Origin of the sequence: Streptomyces lincolnensis (genome assembly GCF_021173675.1) — a bacterium.
In the GTDB taxonomy this organism is placed as follows: domain Bacteria; phylum Actinomycetota; class Actinomycetes; order Streptomycetales; family Streptomycetaceae; genus Streptomyces; species Streptomyces lincolnensis_B.
The window spans coordinates 426,988-453,500 of the sequence record NZ_JAIHON010000002.1 but is presented as its reverse complement, the minus strand read 5'-3'; the positions used below and the strand labels follow the sequence as shown (position 1 = coordinate 453,500).

Annotated in this window: 21 protein-coding genes; 9 read left to right on the top strand and 12 right to left on the bottom strand. The window is 71.6% G+C overall.

All coding sequences use genetic code 11. The annotated features are described in order from the left end of the window. Window positions 1-19: 19 nt before the first annotated feature. Window positions 20-808: an SDR family oxidoreductase gene (locus K4B79_RS05570; protein ID WP_232025118.1), complete on the bottom strand. Its 789-nt coding sequence runs from the start codon at window positions 806-808 to the stop codon at window positions 20-22. Between the two features lie 48 nt (window positions 809-856). Here K4B79_RS05570 and K4B79_RS05565 point away from each other — a divergent pair, with 48 nt between their 5' ends. Beyond that, the gene (locus tag K4B79_RS05565) at window positions 857-1,996 is read left to right on the top strand and encodes an acyl-CoA dehydrogenase family protein (protein WP_232025117.1); all 1,140 of its coding nucleotides are present in this window, start codon (window positions 857-859) and stop codon (window positions 1,994-1,996) included. Continuing rightward, on the top strand, window positions 1,996-3,096 hold the full coding sequence (locus K4B79_RS05560; RefSeq protein ID WP_232025116.1) for an acyl-CoA dehydrogenase family protein: 1,101 nt from the start codon (window positions 1,996-1,998) through the stop codon (window positions 3,094-3,096). The genes K4B79_RS05565 and K4B79_RS05560 overlap by 1 nt, the downstream gene beginning before the upstream one ends. On the opposite strand, the gene qcrB is transcribed toward K4B79_RS05560, so the two are convergent. The 5 genes from qcrB to K4B79_RS05535 all read right to left on the bottom strand — a co-directional run bounded on the left by qcrB (window position 3,071) and on the right by K4B79_RS05535 (window position 12,823). Further along, complete coding sequence (qcrB, locus tag K4B79_RS05555; protein WP_232025115.1) at window positions 3,071-4,720, bottom strand: cytochrome bc1 complex cytochrome b subunit; 1,650 nt, start codon at window positions 4,718-4,720, stop codon at window positions 3,071-3,073. The genes K4B79_RS05560 and qcrB overlap by 26 nt on opposite strands. Before the next feature lie 73 nt (window positions 4,721-4,793). Then, window positions 4,794-5,519 carry a vWA domain-containing protein gene (locus tag K4B79_RS05550; protein ID WP_232025114.1) on the bottom strand — a complete coding sequence of 242 codons (726 nt, stop codon included), beginning with the start codon at window positions 5,517-5,519 and terminating at the stop codon, window positions 4,794-4,796. 136 nt (window positions 5,520-5,655) lie between these two features. Continuing rightward, window positions 5,656-7,119, bottom strand: a complete 1,464-nt coding sequence (locus K4B79_RS05545) for a glutamate synthase subunit beta (RefSeq protein WP_232025113.1) — start codon at window positions 7,117-7,119, stop codon at window positions 5,656-5,658. Then, complete coding sequence (gltB, locus tag K4B79_RS05540) at window positions 7,112-11,719, bottom strand: glutamate synthase large subunit (protein WP_232025433.1); 4,608 nt, start codon at window positions 11,717-11,719, stop codon at window positions 7,112-7,114. Before gltB ends, K4B79_RS05545 begins: the two co-directional genes overlap by 8 nt. A 372-nt stretch (window positions 11,720-12,091) precedes the next feature. Then, the gene (locus K4B79_RS05535; RefSeq protein WP_232025112.1) at window positions 12,092-12,823 is read right to left on the bottom strand and encodes a VIT1/CCC1 transporter family protein; all 732 of its coding nucleotides are present in this window, start codon (window positions 12,821-12,823) and stop codon (window positions 12,092-12,094) included. Window positions 12,824-13,082: 259 nt separating this feature from the next. Here K4B79_RS05535 and K4B79_RS05530 point away from each other — a divergent pair, with 259 nt between their 5' ends. From K4B79_RS05530 to K4B79_RS05500, 7 genes are read left to right on the top strand one after another with little or no spacing between them, the layout of a single operon-like run. Continuing rightward, window positions 13,083-14,159: an ADP-ribosylglycohydrolase family protein gene (locus tag K4B79_RS05530; RefSeq protein WP_232025111.1), complete on the top strand. Its 1,077-nt coding sequence runs from the start codon at window positions 13,083-13,085 to the stop codon at window positions 14,157-14,159. Beyond that, a complete protein-coding gene (locus tag K4B79_RS05525) occupies window positions 14,156-15,703 on the top strand; it encodes an ADP-ribosylglycohydrolase family protein (RefSeq protein WP_232025110.1) in 1,548 nt (515 codons plus the stop codon). Before K4B79_RS05530 ends, K4B79_RS05525 begins: the two co-directional genes overlap by 4 nt. Window positions 15,704-15,711: 8 nt before the next feature. Continuing rightward, window positions 15,712-16,878: an ADP-ribosylglycohydrolase family protein gene (locus K4B79_RS05520; RefSeq protein WP_232025109.1), complete on the top strand. Its 1,167-nt coding sequence runs from the start codon at window positions 15,712-15,714 to the stop codon at window positions 16,876-16,878. Further along, the gene (locus tag K4B79_RS05515) at window positions 16,866-18,233 is read left to right on the top strand and encodes an ADP-ribosylglycohydrolase family protein (protein ID WP_232025108.1); all 1,368 of its coding nucleotides are present in this window, start codon (window positions 16,866-16,868) and stop codon (window positions 18,231-18,233) included. Before K4B79_RS05520 ends, K4B79_RS05515 begins: the two co-directional genes overlap by 13 nt. Further along, the gene (rbsK, locus tag K4B79_RS05510) at window positions 18,230-19,123 is read left to right on the top strand and encodes a ribokinase (RefSeq protein WP_232025107.1); all 894 of its coding nucleotides are present in this window, start codon (window positions 18,230-18,232) and stop codon (window positions 19,121-19,123) included. Before K4B79_RS05515 ends, rbsK begins: the two co-directional genes overlap by 4 nt. Continuing rightward, window positions 19,120-20,319, top strand: a complete 1,200-nt coding sequence (locus K4B79_RS05505; RefSeq protein WP_232025106.1) for a CaiB/BaiF CoA transferase family protein — start codon at window positions 19,120-19,122, stop codon at window positions 20,317-20,319. The genes rbsK and K4B79_RS05505 overlap by 4 nt, the downstream gene beginning before the upstream one ends. Further along, a complete protein-coding gene (locus K4B79_RS05500) occupies window positions 20,316-21,158 on the top strand; it encodes an HpcH/HpaI aldolase/citrate lyase family protein (RefSeq protein WP_232025105.1) in 843 nt (280 codons plus the stop codon). Before K4B79_RS05505 ends, K4B79_RS05500 begins: the two co-directional genes overlap by 4 nt. 64 nt (window positions 21,159-21,222) lie before the next feature. Here K4B79_RS05500 and lgt read toward each other — a convergent pair whose 3' ends face one another. The 6 genes from lgt to trpC form a co-directional block, all read right to left on the bottom strand. Then, entirely contained in the window at window positions 21,223-22,176 is a 954-nt protein-coding gene (gene lgt, locus K4B79_RS05495; RefSeq protein ID WP_232025104.1) for a prolipoprotein diacylglyceryl transferase, read from the bottom strand. A 93-nt stretch (window positions 22,177-22,269) separates the two neighbouring features. Then, a complete protein-coding gene (locus K4B79_RS05490) occupies window positions 22,270-23,046 on the bottom strand; it encodes a DsbA family protein (protein ID WP_232025103.1) in 777 nt (258 codons plus the stop codon). Window positions 23,047-23,145: 99 nt separating this feature from the next. Then, on the bottom strand, window positions 23,146-23,964 hold the full coding sequence (trpA, locus tag K4B79_RS05485; RefSeq protein WP_232025102.1) for a tryptophan synthase subunit alpha: 819 nt from the start codon (window positions 23,962-23,964) through the stop codon (window positions 23,146-23,148). Then, window positions 23,961-25,247, bottom strand: coding sequence for a tryptophan synthase subunit beta (gene trpB / locus K4B79_RS05480; protein ID WP_232025101.1), 1,287 nt, complete (start codon window positions 25,245-25,247; stop codon window positions 23,961-23,963). Before trpB ends, trpA begins: the two co-directional genes overlap by 4 nt. A 60-nt stretch (window positions 25,248-25,307) precedes the next feature. Then, entirely contained in the window at window positions 25,308-25,523 is a 216-nt protein-coding gene (trpM, locus tag K4B79_RS48550; protein WP_374208425.1) for a tryptophan biosynthesis modulator TrpM, read from the bottom strand. 21 nt (window positions 25,524-25,544) lie between these two features. Continuing rightward, the gene (gene trpC / locus K4B79_RS05475) at window positions 25,545-26,354 is read right to left on the bottom strand and encodes an indole-3-glycerol phosphate synthase TrpC (RefSeq protein WP_232025100.1); all 810 of its coding nucleotides are present in this window, start codon (window positions 26,352-26,354) and stop codon (window positions 25,545-25,547) included. Between the last annotated feature and the right edge of the window lie 159 nt (window positions 26,355-26,513).

Sequence of the window (26,513 nt, the reverse complement as noted above, 5' to 3'; positions counted from 1 at the left end):
TGTCCCGCTGTCCCTTGCCCTAGGGGTGCCGGCTGCTGACGGAGACGACCTCGCCCGTCATGTACGAGGAGTAGTCCGAGGCCAGGAACACGATCACGTTGGCCACCTCCCAGGGCTCGGCGTACCGCCCGAAGGCCTCGCGCGCGGTCAGTTCCTCCAGCAGCTCCGGGGTCGTCACCTTCACCAGGTGCGGGTGCATGGCCAGGCTCGGCGAAACGGCGTTCACCCGCACCCCGTACTCGGCCGCCTCCAGCGCCGCGCAGCGCGTCAGCGCCATCACCCCGGCCTTCGCGGCGGCGTAGTGGGCCTGTCCCGGCTGGGCCCGCCAGCCCACCACGGAGGCGTTGTTGACGATCACGCCCGCGCCCGCCTCCCGCATCCGGCGCAGGGCGGCCCGGGTGCACCGGAACGTGCCGTTCAGCGTCACGTCGAGTACGCGTGTCCACTGGTCGTCGGTCATGTGGACGAGGGAGGAGGTCCCGCCCAGGCCGGCGTTGTTGACCACGACGTCGAGGCGTCCGTGCTCCCGCAGGGCGGTGTCGAAGAGGACCCGCACCTGCTTCTCGTCGGTGACGTCGCAGGGCACCGCGGTCACCCGCTCAGCCCCGAACTCCCCGGCGAGCTCCGCCTCGTACTCCTTCAGCCGGCGGGTGTGCGCGTCGCTGATCAGCACGCGCGCGCCCTCCTCCAGGAAGCGGCGTGCGGTCGCCCCGCCGATCCCGGCGCCCGCGGCCGCCGTGACGACAGCCGTGCGCCCCGCCAGCAGCCCGTGTCCGGGCACGTAGGCCGGACTCTCGACGCCTGTCATACCGCCACGCTAACCTACCAAACACTTGTTAGGGAAGGATGGACGCCCATGGATCTGGCCTTCACCCGGGAAGAGGAGGCCTTCCGCGCCGAGGCCCGCTCCTGGCTGCGTGCGCACGTGCCGACCGTTCCGCTGCCCTCTCTGGAGACCGAGGAGGGCTTCGCCGCCCATCGCGCCTGGGAAGCCGAACTCGCCGAGGACCGCTGGTCGGTGGTCAACTGGCCGGCCGCGTACGGCGGACGCGACGCCGGTCTGACCGGCTGGCTGCTCTTCGAGGAGGAGTACCACGCGGCGGGCGCCCCGGGCCGCGTCGGCCAGAACGGCATCAGCCTGCTCGCGCCGACCCTCTTCGACCACGGCACCGAGGAGCAACGCGCGCGCGTGCTGCCGCCCATGGCGTCCGGTCGTACGGTCTGGGCGCAGGCCTGGTCGGAACCGGAGGCGGGCTCGGACCTGGCGTCCCTGAGGTCGAAGGCGCTGCGCACGGACGGCGGCTGGCTGCTGTCCGGCCAGAAGACCTGGTCCTCCCGGGCCGCCTTCGCCGACCGCGCCTTCGGCCTGTTCCGCACCGACCCGGACATGGAGAAACCCCACCAGGGCCTGACCTACCTGATGTTCGACCTGCGGGCCCCCGGTGTCACGGTCCGCCCGATCGCCCGCCTCGACGGCAAGCCCGCCTTCGCCGAACTCTTCCTGGACGAGGTGTTCGTCCCGGACGAGGACGTCATCGGCGAGCCCGGCCAGGGCTGGCGGATCGCCATGTCGACGGCCGGCAACGAACGCGGGCTGATGCTCCGCTCCCCCGGCCGCTACCTGGCCGCCGCCGACCGCCTGCTCGACCTCTGGCGGACACAGGGCAGCCCGGCGTTCACGCGGGACCGCGTGGCCGACGCCCTGATCGGTGCTCGCGCCTACCAGCTCTTCACCCACGCCGCCGCCTCCCGCTTCCTGGACGGCGAGACCATCGGCCCGGAGTCCAGCCTGAACAAGGTCTTCTGGTCCGAGTACGACATCGCCCTCACCGAGACCGCCCTCGATCTCCTGGGCGAGGAGGGCGAGTCGGCGGACACGGACTGGGCCGAGCGCTACGTCTTCGCCCTGGCCGGCCCCCTCTACGCCGGCACCAACGAGATCCAGCGCGACATCGTCGCCGAGCGCCTGCTCGGCCTGCCGAAAGGCCGCCGCTGATGCGTTTCCTCCTCGACCCCGAACAGCGCGCGTTCACCGGCTCCCTGGACGCCCTGCTGACGGCGGCCGACACACCGACGGTGATCCGCGACTGGGCCCGCGGCGACCACACCGGCGGCCGCGCCCTGTGGTCCCGCCTCGCCGACGCGGGCGTCTTCGCCCTGGCCGTCCCCGAGCCCTACGACGGCCTGGGCCTGCGCCCCGTCGAACTCACCCTCGCCTTCATCGAGTTGGGCCGCCACGCGGTACCGGGCCCCCTGGTGGAGACGGTCGCCGCGGCCACGCTGCTCGCCGGACTGGACGACCCCGGCCCGGCGAAGCGCCTGCTGCCCGCACTGGCCTCGGGCGAGTCGGTGGCGACCCTGACCACGGGCGGGTACGCCTTGGACGCCGACATGGCAGACATACGCCTCTCAGCCCGTCCGGCGCTCCCAGCTCACCCGGCACTCTCAGCTCGCCCAGCACTTTCAGCCCGTCCGGCGTTTGAGGACGAGGCCCCTTCAGGGCCGACGGGGGTCCAGGGGGCAGCGCCCCCTGGGACGGCCGAAGCCACGCAGCTGCACCTCGCGCCCCCACCCGACACCCCTCCCCACCCCTCCCTCGACCCCGCCCGCCGCCTCTTCCCGACGCACCACTCCCCCCGCGGCGAACTCCTCACCACCGCCCCGCCCCTCACCACCCCCCTCCTCCTGGCCCGCCTCACCACCGCCGCCCAGGCCCTCGGCGTCGGCCTGACGCTCCTCGACAGGACGGTCGCGTACGTCAAGCAGCGCACCCAGTTCGGCGCCCCCATAGGCTCGTTCCAGGCCGTCAAACACCAACTGGCCGACGCCAAGATCGCGTTGGAGTTCGCCCGCCCCCTCCTCCTCGGCGCCGCCCTCACCCTGACGGAGTCGGACGTGGCCGCCGCCAAACTCACGGCGTGCACCGCGGCGTACAGGACGGCCCGCACCGCGCTCCAACTGCACGGCGCGATCGGCTACACGGCGGAGTACGACCTGTCGCTGTGGCTGACCAAGGCCCGCGCCCTGCGCACCGCGTGGGGCACCCCGGACGCCTGCCGCTCCACCGTCCTCAGTGGTGGTGATCCCCGCTGGTGACCTGCCGGTACTCCTCCACCGTCGGCTTCTCGATCCGCGTGTCGGGCCCGAACATCGCCCGCGCCAGCCGGGCCCGCACCCGCTGGGACGCCTTGACCGGCCGCCGCACGCCGTTCGCGTCGACGAGCGGCCCGACCTCGTAGGGCGGGTTCTGCTCGTGCTGGGTCAGGATGTGCAGCTGCTGCTGCGAGAGAGGCTCGTGGACCTCGACGTACTCCCCGTGCGGGAGCCGTTTGATGGTGCCGGTCTCGCGGCCGTGCAGCACCTTGTCCCGGTCCCGGCGCTGGAGCCCGAGACAGATCCGTTTCGTCACGACGAACGCGAGGACGGGCACCACGAACACCGAGATCCGCACGAACCAGGTGATCGCGTTGATGGACAGATGCAGATGCGTGGCCACGATGTCGTTGCCGCCGCCGATCAGCAGTACCGCGTACAGGCTCAGCCAGGCCACGCCCAGTCCGGTGCGCACGGGCACGTTGCGGGGCCGGTCCAGGATGTGGTGCTCGCGCTTGTCGCCGGTGATCCACGCCTCGATGAACGGATAGGCGCCGAGGGCCATCAGGATCAGCGGGAAGAGGGAGAAGGGGATGAAGACGCCCAACTCCAGGGTGTGGCCCCAGAAGTTGAGCTCCCATCCCGGCATCACCCGGATCAGCCCCTCGGAGAAGCCCAGATACCAGTCGGGCTGGGCACCGGTGGTCACCAGGTCCGGGCGGTAGGGCCCGAAGGCCCACACGGGGTTGATGCTGGCGATGGCACCCATCAGGGTCAGCACGCCGAAGACCAGGAAGAAGAAGCCGCCCGCCTTCGCCATGTAGACCGGCAGGAAGGGCATACCGACCACGGACTTGTTGTCGCGGCCGGGCCCCGGGAACTGCGTGTGCTTGTGGTAGAAGACCAGGATCAGATGGGCGACCACCAGCCCCAGCATGATCCCCGGCAGCAGCAGGATGTGCACGGGGTACAGCCGCGCGATGAAGTCGTCCCCGGGGAACTCCCCGCCGAAGAGGAAGAACGCCAGGTACGTGCCCACGATCGGCACGGACAGGATGGCGCCGTGCGCGAAGCGCAGCCCGGTGCCGGACAGCAGGTCGTCGGGGAGGGAGTAACCGGTGAGGCCGGTGATGATGCCCAGCATCAACAGGGTCCAGCCGAACACCCAGTTGAGCTCGCGCGGCTTGCGGAAGGCGCCGGTGAAGAACACCCGCATCATGTGCACCAGCATGCCGGTGACGAAGACCAGCGCGGCCCAGTGGTGGATCTGCCGGATGAGCAGCCCGCCGCGCACGTCGAAGCTGATGTCGAGCGTGGACTCGTAGGCCCTGGTCATCAGGACGCCGTTGAGCGGCTCGTAGGTGCCGTTGTAGACGACCTCGGTGGTGCTCGGGTCGAAGAACAGGGTGAGGAAGACACCGGTGAGGATCAGGACGAGGAAGCTGTAGAGGCAGACCTCGCCCAGCATGAACGACCAGTGGTCCGGAAACACCTTGCGCATGTTGGCCTTGGCCAGCGCGTACAGCCCGAGCCGTCCGTCGGCCCAGTCGGCCACCTTCTCGCCCTTGCCGGGCGGCGCGGCCCGCCGCGTCCCCGTCCCGCCGTTCCCCGATCGTGCGCCGTCCATACGTCGTCGCCTCCCCGTCGGATCACCCACAGGGTGGCACGCCGGACCGGCCAAGCCAACGGTGCGTACACGCTCAGTGGGCCCGTACGATCCCCCGCTCCCGCGCGGCGGCCAGCCACCTCGGGAACTCGCCGAGCAGCCGGTCGTAGAGCTCGGCGTCGGACATCCGCCGCGGGTTCGCGCCGGCCGGGAAGAACCCGGCGTTGTCGACCACCCGCCGCTGCGGCACCACCAGTTCGTCCAGCTTGCGCAGGAACTCGAAGTGCGGGCTGCGGGCCTTGCCGAAGCCGACGAACTGCCAGAACAGCGGCAGCCCGGCCGCCCGGCACACGTACTGCTCGGCGGCCCGCCTGCTGCTGGGCGCGCCATCGGTCTGGAAGACGACGAGGGCGGGCTCGCGGGTGCCGCTGTCGAGGTAGTGGTCGATGACGGCGTCCATCGCCACGTGGTAGTTGGTCATGCCCATGGGGCCGAGACCGGCCACGATCCGCTCGATCCGCCCCTCGTGCCCGGCGAGGTCGATGTCGTCCACGGCGTCGATGTCGGTGGAGAAGAACACCACCGGCACGGTTCCGTCGTCGTCGAGGTGGGCGGACAGCCCCAGCACCCGGTCCGCGAGCGCCTGCACGGTGCCGTTGCGGTAGTACGACCGCATGGAGCCGGAGTAGTCGACGACCAGGTAGACCGCCGCCCGCAGTCCCTCCAGGCCGTGCTTCTCCAGTGACTCCCCGGCGGTCTTGTAGAGGCTGACCAGCGCGGGCGCGCGCTCCTGGACCTTGCTGAGACTGATCGCGGGCATGCCCCAGGTTCCCACGGAAAGGCGACGGCGCCCGCCCTTTCGTCCGGTCGGGGACAAGGGGCAGACGCCGTCCAGTGTTCCGTACGCCGTTGTACGGGACGTTTGTCGAGGGACCGGCAGGTCCCTGGTGGTGCCGTCAGACCATCAGCGAGCGGTCCGTCGGGCGGATCGGGGCCGGCAGGTCACTGGCCCCGGTGAGGAAGCGGTCGACACCGCGGGCGGCCGAGCGGCCCTCGGCGATCGCCCACACGATCAACGACTGGCCGCGACCGGCGTCACCGGCGACGTACACGCCGGGCACGTTGGTCTGGAAGTCGGCGTCGCGGGCGACGTTGCCGCGCTCGTCGAGGTCCAGGCCGAACTGCTCGACCAGGCCGTTCTCGCGGTCGGTGCCGGTGAAGCCCATCGCGAGGGTGACCAGCTGGGCGGGGATCTTGCGCTCCGTGCCCGGCTTCTGGGTCAGCTTGCCCTCGACGAACTCGACCTCGGTCACGTGCAGCCACTGGACGTTGCCGTCCTCGTCGCCCTCGAAGTGGGTGGTGGAGACGGAGTAGACCCGCTCGCCGCCCTCCTCGTGCGCGGAGGTGACCTTGTAGAGCATCGGGAAGGTCGGCCAGGGCTGGGAGACCGGGTTCCGCTCGTCGTTCGGGCGGGGCATGATCTCCAGCTGCGTGACGGAGGCCGCGCCCTGGCGGTGGGCGGTGCCCACGCAGTCGGCGCCGGTGTCGCCACCGCCGATGACCACGACGTGCTTGCCCTCGGCCGTGATGGGGGGCGCCACGTAGTCGCCCTCCTGGACCTTGTTGGCCAGGGGCAGGTACTCCATCGCCTGGTGGATGCCGTTCAGCTCCCGCCCGGGGACGGGCAGATCACGGGCGGTGGTGGCACCGGCGGCGATGACGACCGCGTCGTACCGCTTCTTCAGGTCGGTCGCCTTGAGGTCGCGGCCGATCTCGATGCCGGTGCGGAAGCGGGTGCCTTCCGCGCGCATCTGCTCGATACGGCGGTTGATGTGCCGCTTCTCCATCTTGAACTCGGGGATGCCGTACCGGAGGAGACCTCCGATGCGGTCCGCGCGCTCGTAGACGGCGACGGTGTGACCGGCCCGGGTGAGCTGCTGGGCGGCGGCGAGTCCGGCGGGGCCGGACCCGATGACCGCGACGGTCTTGCCGGACAGGCGCTCCGGGATCTGCGGCGCGACGTCACCGCTGTCCCACGCCTTGTCGATGATGGAGACCTCGACGTTCTTGATGGTCACCGCGGGCTGGTTGATGCCGAGCACGCACGCCGACTCGCAGGGAGCCGGGCACAGCCGACCGGTGAACTCGGGGAAGTTGTTGGTCGCGTGCAGACGCTCGCTCGCGGCCGTCCAGTCCTCGCGGTAGGCGTAGTCGTTCCACTCGGGAATGAGGTTCCCGAGCGGACAGCCGTTGTGACAGAACGGGATGCCGCAGTCCATGCAGCGGCTGGCCTGCTTGCTGATGATCGGCAGCAGGGAGCCGGGGACGTAGACCTCGTTCCAGTCCTTCAGGCGCACGTCGACGGGGCGGGACTTGGCGACCTCGCGGCCGTGGTTCAAAAAGCCCTTCGGGTCAGCCATTGATCGCCGCCTCCATCATCTTCTCGGTGATCTCGGACTCGGTGAGTCCCGCCTGCTCGGCGGCGTCCTTGGCGGCGAGCACTGCCTTGTACGTGCTGGGGATGATCTTGCTGAAGCGGTCCACGGCGGTGTCCCACTCGGCGAGCAGCTTCTCGGCGACCGTGGATCCGGTCTCCTCCTGGTGGCGGCGCACGACGTCGTGCAGCCACTGCTTGTCGGTGTCGTCGAGGGCCTCCACGGCGCCGACGTTGCCGACGTTGACGTTGTCCGGGTCGAGGTCGATGACGTAGGCGATGCCGCCGGACATGCCGGCCGCGAAGTTGCGTCCCGTCTCGCCGAGGACGACCGCGTGACCGCCGGTCATGTACTCGCAGCCGTGGTCGCCCACGCCCTCGGAGACGACCGTGGCACCGGAGTTGCGGACACAGAACCGCTCACCCGTACGACCGCGCAGGAACAGCTCGCCGCCGGTCGCGCCGTAGGCGATGGTGTTGCCCGCGATCGTGGAGAACTCGGCGAGGTGGTCGGCGCCCCGGTCGGGGCGGACGATCACCCGGCCGCCGGAGAGGCCCTTGCCGACGTAGTCGTTGGCGTCGCCCTCCAGGCGCAGCGTGACACCGCGCGGCAGGAAGGCGCCGAAGGACTGGCCCGCGGACCCGGTGAAGGTGATGTCGATGGTGTCCTCGGGCAGGCCCGCGCCACCGAACTTCTTGGTCACCTCGTGGCCGAGCATGGTGCCGACCGTGCGGTTGATGTTGCGGATGGCGACCTGGGCGCGGACCGGCTGGGCGTCGGTCGCCGAGTCGGCGGCCAGGGCGTCGGCGGCGAGCTTGATCAGCTCGTTGTCGAGCGCCTTCTCCAGGCCGTGGTCCTGCTCGATGACCTGGTGCAGCGCGGCGCCCTCGGGCAGTTCGGGCACGTAGAAGAGCGGCTCCAGGTCCAGGCCCTGTGCCTTCCAGTGGTCGACCGCGCGGGTCACGTCGAGGGCCTCGGCGTGACCGACGGCCTCCTCGATGGACCGGAAGCCCAGCTCGGCGAGGATCTCGCGGACCTCCTCGGCGATGAACTTGAAGAAGTTCACGACGTACTCGGCCTTGCCGTTGAACCGGTCGCGGAGCGTCGGGTTCTGGGTGGCGATGCCGACCGGGCAGGTGTCGAGGTGGCAGACGCGCATCATGACGCAGCCGGAGACGACGAGCGGCGCGGTCGCGAAACCGAACTCCTCGGCGCCGAGCAGCGCGGCGATGACGACGTCACGGCCGGTCTTGAGCTGACCGTCGGTCTGCACGACGATCCGGTCGCGCAGGCCGTTGAGCAGCAGGGTCTGCTGGGTCTCGGCGAGGCCGAGCTCCCAGGGACCGCCGGCGTGCTTGAGCGAGGTCAGCGGGGAGGCGCCCGTACCGCCGTCGTGGCCGGAGATGAGGACGACGTCCGCGTGCGCCTTGGAGACACCCGCGGCGACCGTGCCGACACCGACCTCGGAGACCAGCTTGACGTGGATCCGCGCCTGCGGGTTCGCGTTCTTCAGGTCGTGGATCAGCTGGGCCAGGTCTTCGATGGAGTAGATGTCGTGGTGCGGCGGCGGGGAGATCAGACCGACACCCGGGGTCGAGTGACGGGTCTTGGCGACCCACGGGTAGACCTTGTGGCCGGGCAGCTGGCCGCCCTCGCCGGGCTTGGCGCCCTGGGCCATCTTGATCTGGATGTCGTCCGCGTTGACCAGGTACTCGGAGGTCACACCGAAGCGGCCGGAGGCGACCTGCTTGATGCTGGAGCGCCGCGCGGGGTCGTAGAGCCGGTCCGCGTCCTCGCCGCCCTCACCGGTGTTGGACTTGCCGCCCAGCTGGTTCATGGCGATGGCGAGGGTCTCGTGCGCCTCCTTGGAGATGGAGCCGTACGACATGGCGCCGGTGGAGAACCGCTTGACGATCTCGTCGGCCGACTCGACCTCGTCGAGGGAGATGGGCTGCCTGTCGGAGGTGAAGCCGAACAGGCCGCGCAGGGTCATGAGCCGCTCGGACTGCTCGTTCACGCGCTCGGTGTACTTCTTGAAGATGTCGTACCGGCCGCTGCGCGTGGAGTGCTGGAGGCGGAAGACCGTCTCCGGGTCGAACAGGTGCGGCTCGCCCTCGCGGCGCCACTGGTACTCGCCGCCTATCTCCAGGGCGCGGTGGGCCGGCGCGATGCCGGACGCCGGGTACGCCTTGGCGTGGCGGGCGGCGACCTCCTTGGCGATGACGTCGATGCCGACGCCGCCGATCTTGGTGGCGGTGCCGTTGAAGTACTTCTCGACGAAGGCCGCGTCGAGACCGACGGCCTCGAAGACCTGGGCGCCGCGGTAGGAGGCGACGGTCGAGATGCCCATCTTCGACATGACCTTCAGGACGCCCTTGCCGAGGGCGTAGATCAGGTTGCGGATGGCCTGCTCGGCCTCGATACCGGGCAGGAAGGTGCCCGCGCGGACCAGGTCCTCGACGGACTCCATGGCCAGGTACGGGTTGACGGCCGCGGCGCCGAAGCCGATCAGCAGGGCGACGTGGTGGACCTCGCGGACGTCACCGGCCTCGACCAGCAGGCCCACCTGGGTGCGCTGCTTGGTGCGGATGAGGTGGTGGTGGACGGCCGCGGTGAGCAGCAGCGACGGGATCGGCGCGTGCTCGGCGTCGGAGTGGCGGTCCGACAGGACGATCAGCCGGGCGCCGTTGTCGATGGCGGCGTCGGCCTCGGCGCAGATCTCCTCGATGCGCGCGGCGAGGGCGTCACCGCCGCCGGAGACCCGGTACAGGCCGGAGAGGGTCGCGGCCTTCATGCCGGGCATGTCGCCGTCGGCGTTGATGTGGATGAGCTTGGCCAGCTCGTCGTTGTCGATCACCGGGAAGGGCAGCACGACGGACCGGCAGGAGGCGGCGGTCGGCTCCAGCAGGTTGCCCTGCGGGCCGAGGGAGCTCCTGAGCGAGGTGACGAGCTCCTCGCGGATCGCGTCCAGCGGCGGGTTGGTGACCTGCGCGAACAGCTGGGTGAAGTAGTCGAAGAGCAGCCGCGGGCGCTCGCTGAGCGCGGCGATCGGCGAGTCGGTGCCCATCGAACCGATCGGCTCGGCACCGGCCTTGGCCATCGGCGCGAGGATGACGCGCAGTTCCTCCTCGGTGTAGCCGAAGGTCTGCTGGCGACGGGTGACCGAGGCGTGCGTGTGCACGATGTGCTCGCGCTCGGGCAGGTCCGACAGCTCGATCTCGCCGGCCTCCAGCCACTCCGCGTAGGGCGCTTCGGCGGCGAGCTGGGCCTTGATCTCGTCGTCCTCGATGATGCGGTGCTCGACGGTGTCGACGAGGAACATCCGGCCGGGCTGGAGGCGGCCCTTGCGGACCACCTTGGCGGGGTCGATGTCGAGGACGCCGACCTCGGAGCCGAGGACGACCAGGCCGTCGTCGGTGACCCAGTAGCGGCCGGGGCGCAGGCCGTTGCGGTCGAGGACCGCGCCGACCTGCTTGCCGTCGGTGAAGGTGACACAGGCCGGGCCGTCCCAGGGCTCCATCAGGTTGGAGTGGAACTGGTAGAAGGCGCGCCGGGCCGGGTCCATGGAGTCGTGGTTCTCCCACGCCTCCGGGATCATCATCAGCACGGAGTGCGGCAGCGAACGGCCGCCCAGGTGCAGGAGTTCGAGGACCTCGTCGAAGGACGCCGAGTCGGAGGCGTCGGGCGTGCAGATCGGGAAGACCCGCTCGATGGCCTTGTCGTCGTTGCCGAACAGGTCCGAGACCAGCTGCGACTCACGCGCGGCCATCCAGTTGCGGTTGCCCTTGACGGTGTTGATCTCACCGTTGTGCGCGACGAAGCGGTACGGGTGCGCGAGCGGCCACGACGGGAAGGTGTTCGTGGAGAAGCGGGAGTGCACGAGCGCGATCGCCGAGCCGAAGCGGCGGTCGGACAGGTCCGGGAAGAAGGGCTCCAGCTGGCCGGTGGTCAGCATGCCCTTGTAGACGATGGTCCGCGCGGACAGCGACGAGAAGTAGACGCCGACCTCGCGCTCGGCGCGCTTGCGCAGCACGAACGCCTTGCGGTCGAGGTCGATGTCCGTCGCGGGCGCGGCGGAACCGTCGCTGACGAAGATCTGCCGGAAGACCGGCATGGTGGAGCGGGCGGTGGCGCCGAGCAGCTCGGGGGCGACGGGGACCTCGCGCCAGCCGAGGACGGTCAGGCCCTCTTCGGCGGCGATCGTCTCGATGCGCGAGACGGCGTCCTCGGTGCCGTCCTCCGGCAGGAAGGCGTTGCCGACCGCGTACGCACCGGCGGCGGGCAGTTCGAAGCCGGCGACCTCGCGGAAGAAGGTGTCCGGTACCTGGGACAGGATGCCCGCGCCGTCACCCGAGTCGGGCTCGGAGCCGGTGGCACCGCGGTGCTCCAGGTTGCGCAGAACGGTGAGCGCCTGCTCGACCAGCGCATGGCTCGCCTCGCCGGTGAGGGTCGCCACGAAGCCGACACCACAGGCGTCGTGCTCGTTGCGGGGGTCGTACATACCCTGCGCAGCAGGGCGAGCATCCATGAACGACCAGTTCTGGCCATTCGTGGAGTGCTGGGACGGCTGGCGCGGCGTACGCATCGGCTCTCCCGTCGTCGTCATGTGGCATATGCAGATTGCCGAGGGACGACGTTGGCCCTCTGCGTGAGTGCAAAATTTCGTGCAGGTTACATGATGGAGCGGATCTCGGGAACCGGATACCGCGTTCCAACATGCGGACGCCACGCGGTGGCGACAGGGGTCTCGCGCACGTGGCTTGAAGTATGTGGGGACCGAGCGGGACAGATCGATGTCCATCGGTCCGAAGGGGCGGAGGAGGCGCCGTCGCCGACCCCGCGAGTGCGCCGCAGGCGTCATTGCCCACAGCGCTTACGGCTCATGCCCCGCCGTTAAGCGTTCGAAACCAGCGAGTAACGGCTACTTATGCGGTCCCACGCATAACATGCAGCCGACCTATCCTACGGCCGTCCCGAACAAGCTGCCCAGGGCGTACGTCACACCGGCCGCCGCACCCCCGAGGGCGAGCTGTCGCAGTCCGCTGAACCACCAGCTCCGCGCCGTCACCCTGGCCACCACCGCACCGCACGCGAACAGCCCGAGCAGCGCCAGCAGCACGGCCGGCCACAACGCGGTGGCGCCGAGCAGATACGGCAGTACGGGAAGCAGGGCACCCAGCGCGAACGACCCGAAGGAGGAGACGGCGGCCACCAGCGGCGAGGGCAGATCACCGGGGTCGACACCGAGCTCCTCGCGGGCATGGATCTCCAGAGCCTGCTCGGGATCCCGGGACAGCTGCCGGGCGACCTCGCGGGCCAGCCCCGGCTCCACGCCCCGCCCTTCGTACAGGGCGGCGAGTTCGGCCTCCTCGTCCTGGGGGTGCTTTCTCAGCTCCCGGCGCTCCACGTCCAGCTCGGCTTCGACCAGCTCGCGCTGCGAGGCGACGGAGGTGTACTCGCCGGCCGCCATGGAGAAGGCGCCGGCGGCCAGGCCCGCGAGCCCGGTGACGACGAGCGTCCGATGACCGACCGAACCGCCCGCGACACCGGTCATCAGGGCGAGGTTGGAGACCAGTCCGTCCATCGCCCCGAACACGGCGGGGCGCAGCCAGCCGCCGCTGACGTCCCGGTGCGTGTGGTTGTCGCGGTGCGCCTCGTGCAGCGCCGCCTCGGTCTCGATGATCGCCACGGGATCCCCCAGAGAGCTTCTTTAGACTGATTCCACCTTTTGACAACATCGAGACTACGTCACCGAATTCCCGCTCGCCAGCAAGGAAAGGCTCCCCTCACCTGGCCTTTTACCGCCGCACGCTCATTCGATCAAGCCCTCGCACAGATGTCGACCGGGTGACGCTGGGCCGCGTGAGGCTGCGCGGCCCAGCGCACCGGGGACAGTTCCGCAAAGGGATCAGCGCCTTGGGTGGCGCCCCTGAGAGGAGAAGCCGCGTATGGCATCGATCGCCTGCATTCCCTCGGTCCCGGCGCCCGGTGACGCCGCCGAACTCCGTGACCGGGCCCGCGGCGCCCTGCTCGGCCTGGCCGTCGGAGACGCCCTCGGGGCCCCCGCCGAGAACATGAAACCCTCGGAGATCCGAGCCCGCTGGGGCCGCATCACGGGCTACGTCGCCGAACACCCCGCCGGCACGGACGACACCGAGTACGCGATCTTCTCGGGCCTGCTGCTGGCCCGGCACGGCTCCGCCCTCACCCCGGCGCGCGTGGAAGCCGCCTGGCACGCCTGGATCGCGGACCTCGACGAGGGCCCCTTCCGAGGCGCCGGCTTCAGCGAACGCGGCACCCTGGAGAACCTCCGCCGGGGCCTGGCCGCCCCCATCTCCGCCCAGCACCGCCACGCCTGGAGCGACGGCCTGGCCATGCGCGCGGCCCCCTTCGGCGTCTTCGCCGCGGGCCGCCCCGCCGAGGCCGCCCGCCTGGTGGCCATCGACGGCTCGGTCAGCCACGCCGGCGAGGGCATCTACGGCGGCCAGGCGGTCGCGGCGGGCGTCGCGGCGGCGATGGCGGGCGCACCGACGATCGCGGTGGTGGCCTCGGCGCTGGCCGTCATCCCCGACGACTCCTGGACCGCCCGCTCCCTGCGCCGAGCCGTGGCGGTGGCCCACCGCGGCGAACGCGCGGTCCGCTCGGCGGTCGTCATCGGCGGCTACCCCTGGACCGACCTCGCCCCCGAGGCCGTCGCCCTCGCCTTCGGCGCCTACGCCGCCGCCGACGGCGACTTCACCCAAGCCGTCCTCACCGCCGTCAACATGGGCCGCGACGCCGACACCACGGCCGCGGTCGCGGGCGCCCTGGCCGGCGCCACCCACGGCGCCTGTGCCATCCCCACCGACTGGGCGACCGCCATCGGCCCCGCCCGCGGCAGCTGCCTCCCCTCCATGGCCGGCCACCACATCCTGGACGTGGCAGAACTCCTGACCCCGGGCGGCGACGAGCCCTGGACCCCACCCCCACCGGACCCGACCACCTTCACCCTGGCCGCGGACGACAAGCCGGGAGCCCTGTCATGAGACCACCGGGACCATGGGACGAGGGAGTGACCGGCGGCACGGAATCGACGGGGAGGACCGGCGGCGCGGGGGCAGCGGGCAGGAGTGGCGGCGCGGACCCAGGGGGCAGCACCGAAGGCGCCAAGTCAGCAGACAGGAGCGGCGCCGCGGAATCGACGGGGACGACCACCGGCGCCGAGGCAGCAGGCAGGACCGGCCGCGCGGACCCCCGGGGCAGGACCGGAGGCGCGGAACCGGCGCGCAGGACCGGCGGCGCGGAGTCAGCCGGCAGGGTCGTGTCCCTTGAAACGGCGTTCGGGGCGAAGCCCGTCGACCCCGCGGCCGCCGACGGCGGGTCCGCCCCACAGGGGCCACCCGCACCCGACAACGATGGCCGCACGGGTGGTGCGGGTGGGAAACAACAGGCCGAAGGCGAAGCCGAGGCCAGAACAGAGAAACGCACCGAAGGCCTCCTCCTCGGCCTCGCCGCAGGCGACGCCGCCGGCTGGCCCGCCGCCCGCCACAGAGCCACCCGCATGCCCGACTGGACCCGCCGCCTCACCCGAGAACTCGACACCTTCGCCGAACAGAACGCGACGACCACCCTCCCCGTCCCCATCGCCCTCAACCAACCCCCCGAACCCCTCCGCCTCGGCCCCTCCGACGACGCCGAATGGGCCACCTTCACCGCCGAGGCCCTCCTCCGCGCAGGCGACGCCACCGCCCTCGCCGACCTCAGCCGAGAACGCCGTACCAGAGCCGCCATCGACCTCACATGGAACGCCCTGGCCTGCGAAGTCGCCGCGGCAGCGGACCGCGCCCCCGAGATCGAGTCCGCCGTCCTCCAACTCCGCGCCCGCATCTCGGTGAGAGCCGGCCTGGGGAACCTCGCCACCGGCCTGCGCCCACCCGCCACCGGCCACGACAACCCCCACTACTTCGACGACGCGGCCTGCGTCCGCGCCTGTGTCCTCGCCGTCGCCCACCCCGGCGCCCCCCGCCCCGCCGCCGACCTCGCCGAGTTCGACGCCCGCTACACCCAGGACGGCGACGGCGTGCACGGCGCCAGGGCGATGGCGGCGGCCGTCTCCCTCGCCCTCACCGGCGCCGACGTGACGACCTGCGTGAACGCGGCCCTCGACGAACTCCCCGAGCACACCGAGATCGGCCGCAACGCCCGCCACGCCCTGAAACTCGCCCACGACGCGGAGAACGCCTTCGCCCTGATCCCCCTCCTCGAACACCAGATCGTCGACCACGTCTACAGCTACGGCATCGCAGCCGCCGAGACGGTCCCCGTGGCCCTCGCCCTGGCCACCGCGGCGGGCGGCCGTATCGCCGAGGCGGTCCCGGCGGCGGCCTGTCTGTCCCGCGTCGCCGACTCCGCCCCGGCCCTCGCCGGCGCCCTCACCGGCGCGCTGGGCGGCGGCGCCTCGATCCCCGCCTCCTGGCGCGAGGCCTGCCGCACCCTCTCCGGCTGCGCCCTCCCCCGCCTCACCGGCACCGACCTGGTGGAACTCGCCGAACTCCTGGAAGCCACACAACGGCCCCTCCCAGGAGGATGATTCGCTGCATGACGCCCGAAAACCAACAAATCACCCTTGAGGAGCGGATCACCGGAGCCCTCGTGGGCGCGGCGGTGGGCGACGCCCTCGGCGGCCCCGTCGAGGGCTACTCCCCCGACCAGATCCTCGAACGTCACGCCGGCCGCGTCCACGGCATCGTCGGCCCCTGGAACGGCGACGCCTGGCGCACCGCCCGCCCCATCGCGCCGTACCACAAGGGCGACGGCCACGTCACCGACGACACCCTGCTGACCCACGCGCTGGTCCGCGTCTACGCCCGGGTCCGCGACCACCTCGACGCGTACGCGATCGCCGACCACCTGGTCCCGGACCTGATGACGAACCCGCGCTGGATCCCGGAGCTGGAGGCGGAGGCCCTCCCCCTGCACCGCGTCTTCCTGGCGGAGAAGTGGCTGGTCGCCCGCCTCCACTACGGCCATGTCGACCCGCGTGAGGCCGGCGTCGGCAACATCGTCAACTGCGGCGCCGCGATGTACATGGCCCCGGTCGGCCTGGTCAACGCGGCCAACCCCACGGCCGCCTACACCGAGGCCCTGGACATCGCTTCCGCCCACCAGTCCTCCTACGGCCGCGAGGCGGCGGGCGTCTTCGCGGCGGCGGTGGCGGCGGCGACCGCACCGGGCGCGACCCCGGACTCCGTGGTGACCGCCTGTCTGCGCCTCGCGAAGGACGGCACCCGGGAAGCGATCGACCGCGTCTGCGAAGTGGCCGCCCGTCACACGGATTTCGAATCGGCCCTACGACCCCTGCGCGCGGCCGTCGCCCCGTACGACACCGTGGGCGACGACTACCGCAGCCCCTCCCTGGCCGCCCGCCGCCCCTCCCGCCTGCACGCGATCGAGGAACTGCCCATCGCGCTGGGCATGGTGGTCGTGGCGGCCGGCGACTACCGCCACGCGGTCCTCGGCTCCGTGAACTACGGCCGGGACTGCGACTCGATCGCCACGATGGCCGGAGCACTCGCGGGCGCCCTCGGCTCCCCCGTCCCCGAGGACTGGTCCAAGACGGTCGCGGAGGCCAGCCGCCTGGACCTCTGGGAACCGGCGGCCGCCCTCACCGCCGTGACCCGCGAGATCTTCACCCGCGACACCCACCACCGCCGAGCCCACGAGACCGCCTTCACCGCCCTCGGAGGCCCCGGATGCACCGCCTGACCTGGGTCCAACCGGAAGACCTCCTCGGCCACGAACTGCGCCAGGCGACACAGGACGGCCGACAGCCGTCGGCGATCGCGGCACGGTGGAAAGCGGCAGGCGGCGAAGAAGCCCCCTTGCGGGCGGGCGCCTCCCCGGAACCGGCAACGAGATACCTACGGCACCTCGCGAACGACCTACTGGACGAACTGGCCGACCTGCCCAGCACGTTGGCCGAGTCCGAACCCACATCCCTGGCCGACATCAGGGCCGCCTGCCCCAACTGGCCCACTCCGCCCCCCACCCCCACAGCACCCCCCACCCACGCCGCCCTCGAAGCCGCCTGGCTGGGCCGAGCAGCAGGCTGCCTCCTCGGCAAGCCGGTCGAAAAGCTCCCCCTCACCGCCATCCGCGCCCTCGCCAGATCCACCGGCAACTGGCCCCTCACCACCTACTTCACAGCAAAGGGCGTCCCCCAAGACCTCCTCGCCGCCCACCCCTGGAACCGCCGCTCCGCCCCCACATCCCTCGCCGAGAACATCGACGGCATGCCCGAGGACGACGACCTCAACTACCCCCTCCTCAACCTCCTCCTGCTGCAACGGCACGGCAGGACCTTCACGACCACGGACGTGGCCACCCTCTGGCTGGAAGAACTCCCCGCGGGCCGCACGTTCACCGCGGAACGCATCGCCTACCGCAACCTCCTCCTCGGCCTGAACCCCCCACGAACGGCCCGGCAGCGCAACCCGTTCCGCGAATGGATCGGCGCCCTGATCCGCGCGGACGTCCACGGCTGGACGAACCCCGGCGACCCGGCCGCCGCCGCGGAACAGGCGCACAGGGACGCCACCCTCACCCACACCGCCAACGGCGTCTACGCGGCGATGTTCATCGCGGCCGCCATCGCCCACGCGACGACCGGCACCGCCGACATCCACAGCTGCCTCCGCACGGGCCTGACGGTGATCCCGCCGCACAGCCGCCTGGCCACAGCGATCACGCACGGCATCCGACTCGCCCACGACCACGAGGACTTCGACACGGTCGTGGACGAACTCCACGCCACCTACGCCGACACCCACCACTGGGTCCACGCGATCCCCAACACCGCGCTGATCGCCGCCGCCCTCACCCACGCGCACGGCGACTTCACCGGCTCCGTCTGCCGCGCCGTGTCGGGCGGCTGGGACACCGACTCCAACGGCGCCACGGCGGGCAGCATCGCCGCCCTCCTCACCGGCACCCCGGAAGAGCTCCCCGACCGCTGGACGGCACCCCTGAAGAACCGCCTGTCCACCACCGTCGGCGACTTCGACGGCACCGGCTTCGACACCCTGGCCCACCTCACACTCGTGGAGGCAACGCGCCCATGACCCACATCGTCGTGCTCGGCAGCACGAACATGGACCTCGTCACGTACGTCGAGAAGGCCCCGCAGCTCGGGGAGACGGTGACGGGCCGCGAGTTCCGCACGATCCCCGGCGGCAAGGGCGCCAACCAGGCGATCGCCGCGGCCCGCGCCGGCGCCACCGTCTCGATGATCGGCGCGGTCGGCCACGACGCCTTCGGCACCCGGCTCCGCTCCACCCTCGAACAGTCCGGCGTCACCACCGACCACCTGCGCACGGTCGAGGGCCCCTCCGGCACCGCCCACATCGTCGTGGACGACGAGGGCGGCAACGCGATCGTCGTCGTCCCCGGCGCCAACGCCACCGTCGACCACCTCGCGCCCGGCGACGAGGCCCTCATCGCCTCCGCCGACACCCTCCTCCTCCAGCTGGAGATCCCCCTGGCCGCGGTCCTCGCGGGCGCGCGGGCGGCCCGCGCCCATGGCGTCCGTACGATCCTCACGCCCGCGCCCGCCCGGCCGCTGCCCCCCGAACTCCTCGCCGCCACCGACCTGTTGGTGCCGAACGAACACGAGGCGACCACGCTCACCGGCCGCACCGACCCGTTCGAGGCGGGCACCGCCCTCCTCGACAGCGTCCCCCAGGTGGTGATCACCCTGGGCGCGGCGGGCAGCCTCCGTCTGACCCGGGACGCCGGCCCGCTCGCCATCCCGGCGCCACCGGTCACCGCGGTGGACTCCACCGGCGCGGGCGACACCTTCGTCGGCGCGCTCGCGGTGGCCCTCGGCGAGGAACGGCCGATCCGGGAGGCGCTGACCTGGGCGGCCGCGGCGGCCGCCCTCTCCGTCCAGAAGGAGGGCGCGTCGGCGTCGATGCCGTACCGCCCGGAGATCGAGGCGAGGTACACGTCATGACCGAGGACACCTTCCCACCGTTCACCGGCCTGCGCGTCCTCGACCTCGCCACGCTCTTCGCCGGTCCGATCGCCGCCACCATGCTCGGCGACTTCGGCGCCGAGGTCATCAAGATCGAGCACCCCCGCAAGCCGGACCCGTCCCGCGGCCACGGCCCGTCGAAGGACGGGATCGGCCTGTGGTGGAAGGTGCTGGGCCGCAACAAGCGCACGCTCACCCTCGATCTGTCGAAACCGGGCGGCCGCGCCACCCTCCTGCGGCTCGCCGCCACCGCCGACGTGATCATCGAGAACTTCCGCCCCGGCACCCTGGAGAAGTGGGACCTCGGCTGGCCGGAGCTCTCCGCCGCCAACCCGCGCCTGGTCCTCACCCGGGTCACCGGCTTCGGCCAGTTCGGCCCTTCGGCCCACCGTCCCGGCTTCGGCACCCTGGCCGAGGCGATGAGCGGCTTCGCGGCGATCACCGGCGAGCCGGACGCGCCGCCCACGCTCCCGCCGTTCGGCCTCGCCGACTCGATCGCGGGCCTGGCGACGGCGTACGCGGTGCTGACGGCCCTCGCCGCCCGCGACCGCACCGGCGAGGGCCAGGTGGTCGACATGGCCATCATCGAACCGATGCTGGCCGTCCTCGGCCCCCAGCCGACCTGGTACGACCAGCTGGGCTACGTCCAGGAGCGCACCGGCAACCGGTCCGCCAACAACGCCCCGCGCAACACCTACCGCACGGCGGACGGCACCTGGGTGGCCGTCTCCACCTCCGCGCAGTCGATCGCCGAGCGCGTGATGCGCCTGGTCGGCCGCCCGGACGTGATCGACGAACCCTGGTTCGCCACCGGCGCCGGCCGCGCCGCCCACGCCGACGTCCTCGACAAGGCGGTCGGCGCCTGGATCGCCGAGCGCACCCGCACCGAGGTGCTGGCCGCGTTCGAGAAGGCCCAGGCGGCGGTCGCCCCGATCCAGGACGTCCGGGACGTCATGGCGGACCCGCAGTACCAGGCCCTCGGCACCGTCACCACGGTCGACGACCCCGACCTGGGCCCGCTGCGCATGCAGAACGTCCTCTTCCGGCTATCCGCCACCCCCGGCGGCATCCGCTGGGCGGGCCGCCCGCACGGCGCGGACTCCGAGGAGGTCCTGACCGAGCTGGGCCTGACCCCGGCGGACGTGGCCGCGCTGCGCGAGGAGGGCGCCGTATGACCACGTCGACCACGCCGACCTGGCTGACCTGGCTGTACGCCCCCGGCGACCGCCCGCAGGTCGTCGCGAAGGCCCTGACCGCCGGCGCCGACGTCGTCATCGTCGACCTGGAGGACGCGGTCGCCCCCGACCGCAAGGAGTACGCCCGCGCGGCCACCGCCGATCTCCTCGCCGCACCGCACCCGGTCCCGGTCCACGTCCGCGTGAACGCCCTGGACTCCCCGGCCGCCGCGGCGGACCTGGCGGCGGTGGCCGCCCTCCCCGGAGTCTCGGGCCTGCGCCTGCCCAAGGTGACCTCCGCCGAGCAGATCGTCCGCGTCGCCGCGCGCACGTCCCCCGCCGACGGCGGCGCGCCCGCGCTCTACGCCCTGCTGGAAACCGCCCTGGGTGTCGAACGCGCCCACGCGATCGCCTCCGCCCACCCCGCCGTGCGCGGTGTCGCGCTCGGGGAGGCCGACCTCCGCGCCGACCTCGGCGTACGTGAGGACAGCGGCCTCGACTGGTCCCGCTCCCGCGTGATCGTGGCCGCGCGGGCGGCGGGCCTCGCCCCACCGCCGCAGTCCGTGCATCCCGACATCCGCGACCTGGAAGGGCTCGCCGCCTCCTGTGCCCGCGGCCGTGCCCTCGGCTTCCTCGGCCGCGCCGCGATCCACCCCCGCCAGCTCCCGGTGATCGAGCGCGCCTACCTGCCCACGGAAGCGGAGATCGAGGCGGCGGAGACGATCGTCAAGGCGGCGTCGGCGGACCAGGGCGCCCAGGCCCTGCCCGACGGCCGGTTCGTCGACGCGGCCGTGGTGGCGACGGCCCAGCGCACGCTGTCCCTGGCCCGCCGCCGCTGACCGCCGCACACACTGAGGGCGCCCCGGGATTCCCGGGGCGCCCTCAGCGACGTACGACGAACCGTCAGGTCTTCTTGGCCGACTCGGCCTCGTCCTTCGCCTCGGACCTCACGCCCTCGGTCTTCTCCGCCTCGGTCTTCTCGGCCTCGTCGGTCTCGCCCGCCGCGTCGGTCCTGGCGCCGTCCTCGGCGGGACCACCGGCGGCACCCGGCTCGACCACGTCCTCCCGGCCCGGCCGCTTCTTCGCCGACATCACGATGTAGACCACCGCGAGTACGAAGACGATCAGCGCGGTCCAGTTGTTCAGGCGCAGGCCCAGGATGTGGTGGGCGTCGTCGATGCGCAGGTACTCGATCCAGAACCGGCCCACGCAGTAGGCGGCGACGTACAGCGCGAACGCCCGTCCGTGGCCCAGCTTGAAGCGGCGGTCCGCCCAGATGACGAGGAGGGCGACGCCGACGCACCACAGCGACTCGTACAGGAACGTCGGCTGGTAGGTGCCCGGGATCCGCCCGTCCGAGGAGGACGTGATCTCCAGCGCCCAGGGCAGATCCGACGGCTTGCCGTACAGCTCCTGGTTGAACCAGTTGCCCCAGCGGCCGATCGCCTGCGCGACGGCGATACCGGGTGCGATGGCGTCGGCGTAGGCGGGCAGCGGGATGCCACGGCGACGGCAGCCGATCCACGCGCCCACCGCGCCGAGCGCGATCGCGCCCCAGATGCCGAGACCGCCCTCCCAGATCTTGAAGGCGTCCACCCAGTCACGGCCCTCGCTGAAGTACAGCTCGTAGTCCGTGATGACGTGGTAGAGCCGACCGCCGAGCAGACCGAAGGGGACGGCCCAGACAGCGATGTCGGCCACCGTGCCGGCCTGCCCGCCCCGGGCGACCCAGCGCCTGTTGCCGATCCAGACGGCTACGAAGACGCCGATGATGATGCAGAACGCGTAGCCGCGCAGCGGAATGGGACCGAGGTGGATCACTCCGCGCGACGGGCTGGGAATGTAGGCAAGTTCCATGGCAGGGTCGACGCTACCGTGCCGGACCGGGCCCACGGCAGGCGGCCCGGCTACGGGTCCATAACGGGCGGGTGTGAGAACCCGCCCTCCTCCTTATCCCTTACTTGCCTGCTGGACCAGCTGCTTCAGCTTCATCGGGGTCATCGACTGGTCCGCGTAGATGTTCGTGCCGTTGAGGATCACGGTCGGGGTGCCGCTGAAACCGCCGTTGCGGAAGGCCGCGGCGGACTTCTCCACCCAGCTGTTGTGCGTGCCCTTCTCGACACACGTACGGAACGCGGGCGTGTCGAGACCGTCGACCTTGCCGGCCAGCTCGACGAGCTTGCTGTCCTTGGCGTAGGCGTCGTCGGTCTCGGCGGGCTGGCTGTCGTAGAGCACGTCGTGGTACGCGGTGAACTTCCCGGTGTCCTGGGCGCAGGCCGCGGCGTTGGCGGCCTTGCGGGAGCCGGTGCCGCCCATGTTGCCGTCGATGATCGTGGCCAGGTGGTACTCGACCTTCAGCTCACCGGAGTCGACCAGCTCGTGGATGACCGGGCGGTACGTCGTCTCGAAGGACTTGCAGGCCGGGCAGCGGAAGTCCTCCCACACCGTGAGCGTCGACTTGGCGCTCTCCTTGCCGACGGGGATGGCCAGGCCGTCCTTGCCGTTCGCCCCCGAGGGCGCCACGACCGGGCCCTTGGACTCGCTGCCGTCGTCCTTGCCCGCGTTCGCCGCGACCACGCCGATCACCGCCGCGAGCCCCAGAACGCAGACGACACTCGCGCCCACGATCAGCACCCGGCGGCGCTTCTCCGCGGACTTCTGCTTCTCGCGCTCTTCCGCCAGTCGCTCGCGGGCGGTGCGCTTTCCCTCACGGTTCTTCTCACTCACACCCCGGAAACGAACCGGGGAGGCGCAGCGCGCCTCCCCGGTCCCAGGTCCACCCGTACGGGTGACCGTATTGTCCGTAACGTTATCTGGCGTTCTCTGTTACGCCTGTCCCCGCACGCCCTTGGCGAGCTGCCCGGCGAGCGCGCGGACCGCCTCGACGCCGGCCGCGTCGTCCGGAGCGTCCAGCATCCCCTTGACGAAGGCCGAGCCGGCGATCACGCCGTCGGCGAAGCCGGCCACCTCGGCGGCCTGCACCGCGTTGGAGACACCGAGGCCAACGCAGACGGGCAGGCCGGTGCCGGTGGCCCGGGTGCGCTCGACCAGGTCCTGCGCCTGCGCGCCGACCGACTCACGGGTGCCGGTGACGCCCATGAGCGACGCGGCGTAGACGAAGCCGCTGCCCGCCGCGGTGATCTCGGCGAGCCGCGCGTCCCTGCTGCTGGGCGCGACCACGAAGACCGTGGCGAGCCCGTGCTTCTCGGCGTGCTCCCTCCACAGCGCCGACTCCTGCACGGGCAGGTCGGGCAGGATGCACCCGGCGCCGCCCGCCTCGGCGAGCTCGGCGGTGAACCGCTCGACGCCGTAGCGGTCGATGGGGTTCCAGTACGTCATGACGAGCACCGGCTTCCCGGTGGCCTCGTAGGCCTCCCGCACCGTCCGCATGACGTCCGCGATCTTGACGCCGCCGCGCAGGGCGATGTCGTCGGCGGTCTGGATGACGGGGCCGTCGAGGACGGGGTCGCTGTGCGGCAGTCCGACCTCGACGACGTCCGCGCCGCCGTCGAAGGCGGCCTTGATCGCCTCGATGCCGCCGTCCACGGTCGGGAACCCGGCCGGGAGGTAGGCGATGAGCGCGGAACGGCCCTCGGCCTTGGCGGCGGCCAGGGTGTCGCTCAACAGCTGGATGTTCCCGCTCACTTGGCGTCCCCCTCGATCTCCGCGCCGGTGCCGGCCTCGTCCGCCGCGACGGCGGCGTCGGTGTCGTACAGGCCGAAGTAGCGCGCGGCCGTGTCCATGTCCTTGTCGCCGCGCCCGGACAGGTTGACGACGATCAGGCCGTCCTCGCCCAGTTCACGGCCGACCTCCAGGGCCCCGGCCAGCGCGTGCGCGCTCTCGATGGCCGGGATGATGCCCTCGGTGCGCGAGAGCAGGCGCAGGGCCTGCATGGCCGCGTCGTCGGTGACCGCGCGGTACTCGCCGCGGCCGCTGTCCTTGAGGTAGGAGTGCTCGGGCCCGATGCCCGGGTAGTCCAGACCGGCCGAGATCGAGTACGGCTCGGTGATCTGGCCCTCCTCGTCCTGGAGGACGTAGGAGCGGGAGCCGTGCAGGATGCCCGGCTCGCCTGCGGTCAGGGTGGCCGCGTGTTCGCCGGTCTCGACGCCGTGGCCCGCCGGTTCGCAGCCGATGAGACGGACGCCCGCGTCCGGGATGAAGGCGTGGAACAGGCCGATGGCGTTGGAGCCGCCGCCGACGCAGGCGACGGCCGCGTCGGGCAGCCGGCCGGCCCGCTCCAGGAGCTGGCGGCGGGTCTCGACGCCGATCACCCGGTGGAAGTCGCGGACCATGGCCGGGAAGGGGTGCGGTCCTGCGACCGTGCCGAAGAGGTAGTGCGTGTGGTCGACGTTGGCGACCCAGTCGCGGAACGCCTCGTTGATCGCGTCCTTGAGCGTGCGGCTGCCGGACTTCACGGCGATGACCTCGGCGCCGAGCATGCGCATCCGGGCCACGTTCAGCGCCTGGCGCCGGGTGTCGATCTCGCCCATGTAGATGGTGCATTCGAGGCCGAACAGCGCGCAGGCCGTGGCCGTCGCGACGCCGTGCTGGCCGGCGCCGGTCTCGGCGATCACACGGGTCTTGCCCATGCGCTTGGTGAGCAGCGCCTGGCCGAGCACGTTGTTGATCTTGTGCGAGCCGGTGTGGTTGAGGTCCTCGCGCTTGAGGAAAACGCGGCAGCCGCCCGCTTCCGCGGCGAATCGGGGGACCTCGGTGAGCGCCGACGGGCGGCCGGTGTAGTTGACCAGCAGGTCGTCGAGTTCCTTGGCGAACTCGGGGTCGTGCTTGGCCTTGTCGTACTCGACGGCGACCTCGTCCACGGCGGCGACGAGGGCCTCCGGGATGAACTTGCCGCCGAACGCTCCGAAGTAGCCTTCGGGGCTGGGGATCTGACCCTCCGGGTCGGGGATGAAGAATTCGCTGGGCATGCGTGTACCTCACGGTGAGTGGTGTGTGGAGAGCACTAATCGCCGTGGGGGCGGAGATCGTCAGACGGCTGCGGGACCGTTGTGTCTGGTCGCGCAGTTCCCCGCACCCCTGACGGGGCGCTGCCATCGCATGCCATTCACTTGACCAGGTTCGTCACCGATCACGTACCGCACACGACGGCCGTGCACCCTGCGGGCGGGCGCGCGGCAGCCACGGGGGCGGCAGCCGCGCGCGAGGCGGGCGTACCTGTCCGTGGTGGTCGTCGTGAGGTTCATCGTGGCAAGCCTATCGAATGATCATCCGCGGCCGTGTCGCAAGGCCGGGTGTTCGCCCGCCGCCACCAGGTCGGAGACCGCGGACTTGGGGTCCTTGCCGGTGACGAGGGACTCGCCGACCAGGACGGCGTCGGCGCCGGCGTTGGCGTAGGCGATGAGGTCGTGGGGGCCGCGGACGCCCGACTCGGCGATCTTGACGAGGTGGGCGGGGATCTCGGGGGCCACGCGCTCGAAGGTGCCGCGGTCGACCTCAAGGGTCTTGAGGTTACGCGCGTTGACGCCGATGATCTTCGCGCCCGCGTCGACGGCACGCTCGACCTCGTCCTCGTCGTGGACCTCGACGAGCGGGGTGAGCCCGATGGACTCGGCGCGCTCGATGAGGGACTCCAGGGCGGGCTGCTCCAGGGCGGCCACGATCAGCAGGACGAGGTCGGCGCCGTAGGCGCGGGCCTCCCACAGCTGGTACGAGGTGACGATGAAGTCCTTGCGCAGGACGGGGATGTCCACGCGGGCGCGGACGGCCTCCAGATCGGCCAGCGAGCCACCGAAGCGGCGCTGTTCGGTGAGGACGGAGATGACGGCCGCGCCGCCCGCCTCGTAGTCCGCGGCGAGCCCGGCCGGGTCGGCGATCGCGGCCAGCGCGCCCTTGGACGGGCTGGAGCGCTTGACCTCGCAGATGACCTTGACGCCGTCGCCGCGGAGGGCCGCCACGCCGTCCTTGGCGGCGGGAGCCTTCGCCGCGCGCTCCTTGAGCTCGTCGAGGCTGACGCGCGCCTGCCGTTCCGCGAGGTCGGCACGGACTCCGTCGATGATCTCGTCGAGCACACTCACGCGAGCGGCCCCCTTCCAGACGGTTGACTGTTCAAGCGGTTGAGCTTCTGGTGACCGGCCCGCCTCACTCGGACGAAACCGATGGTCACTGTGATGGTATCCGCAGGAGGGCGTAGCCCTCGCATCCGGTTGACGCCGGTTCCATTACCTGGACATTCA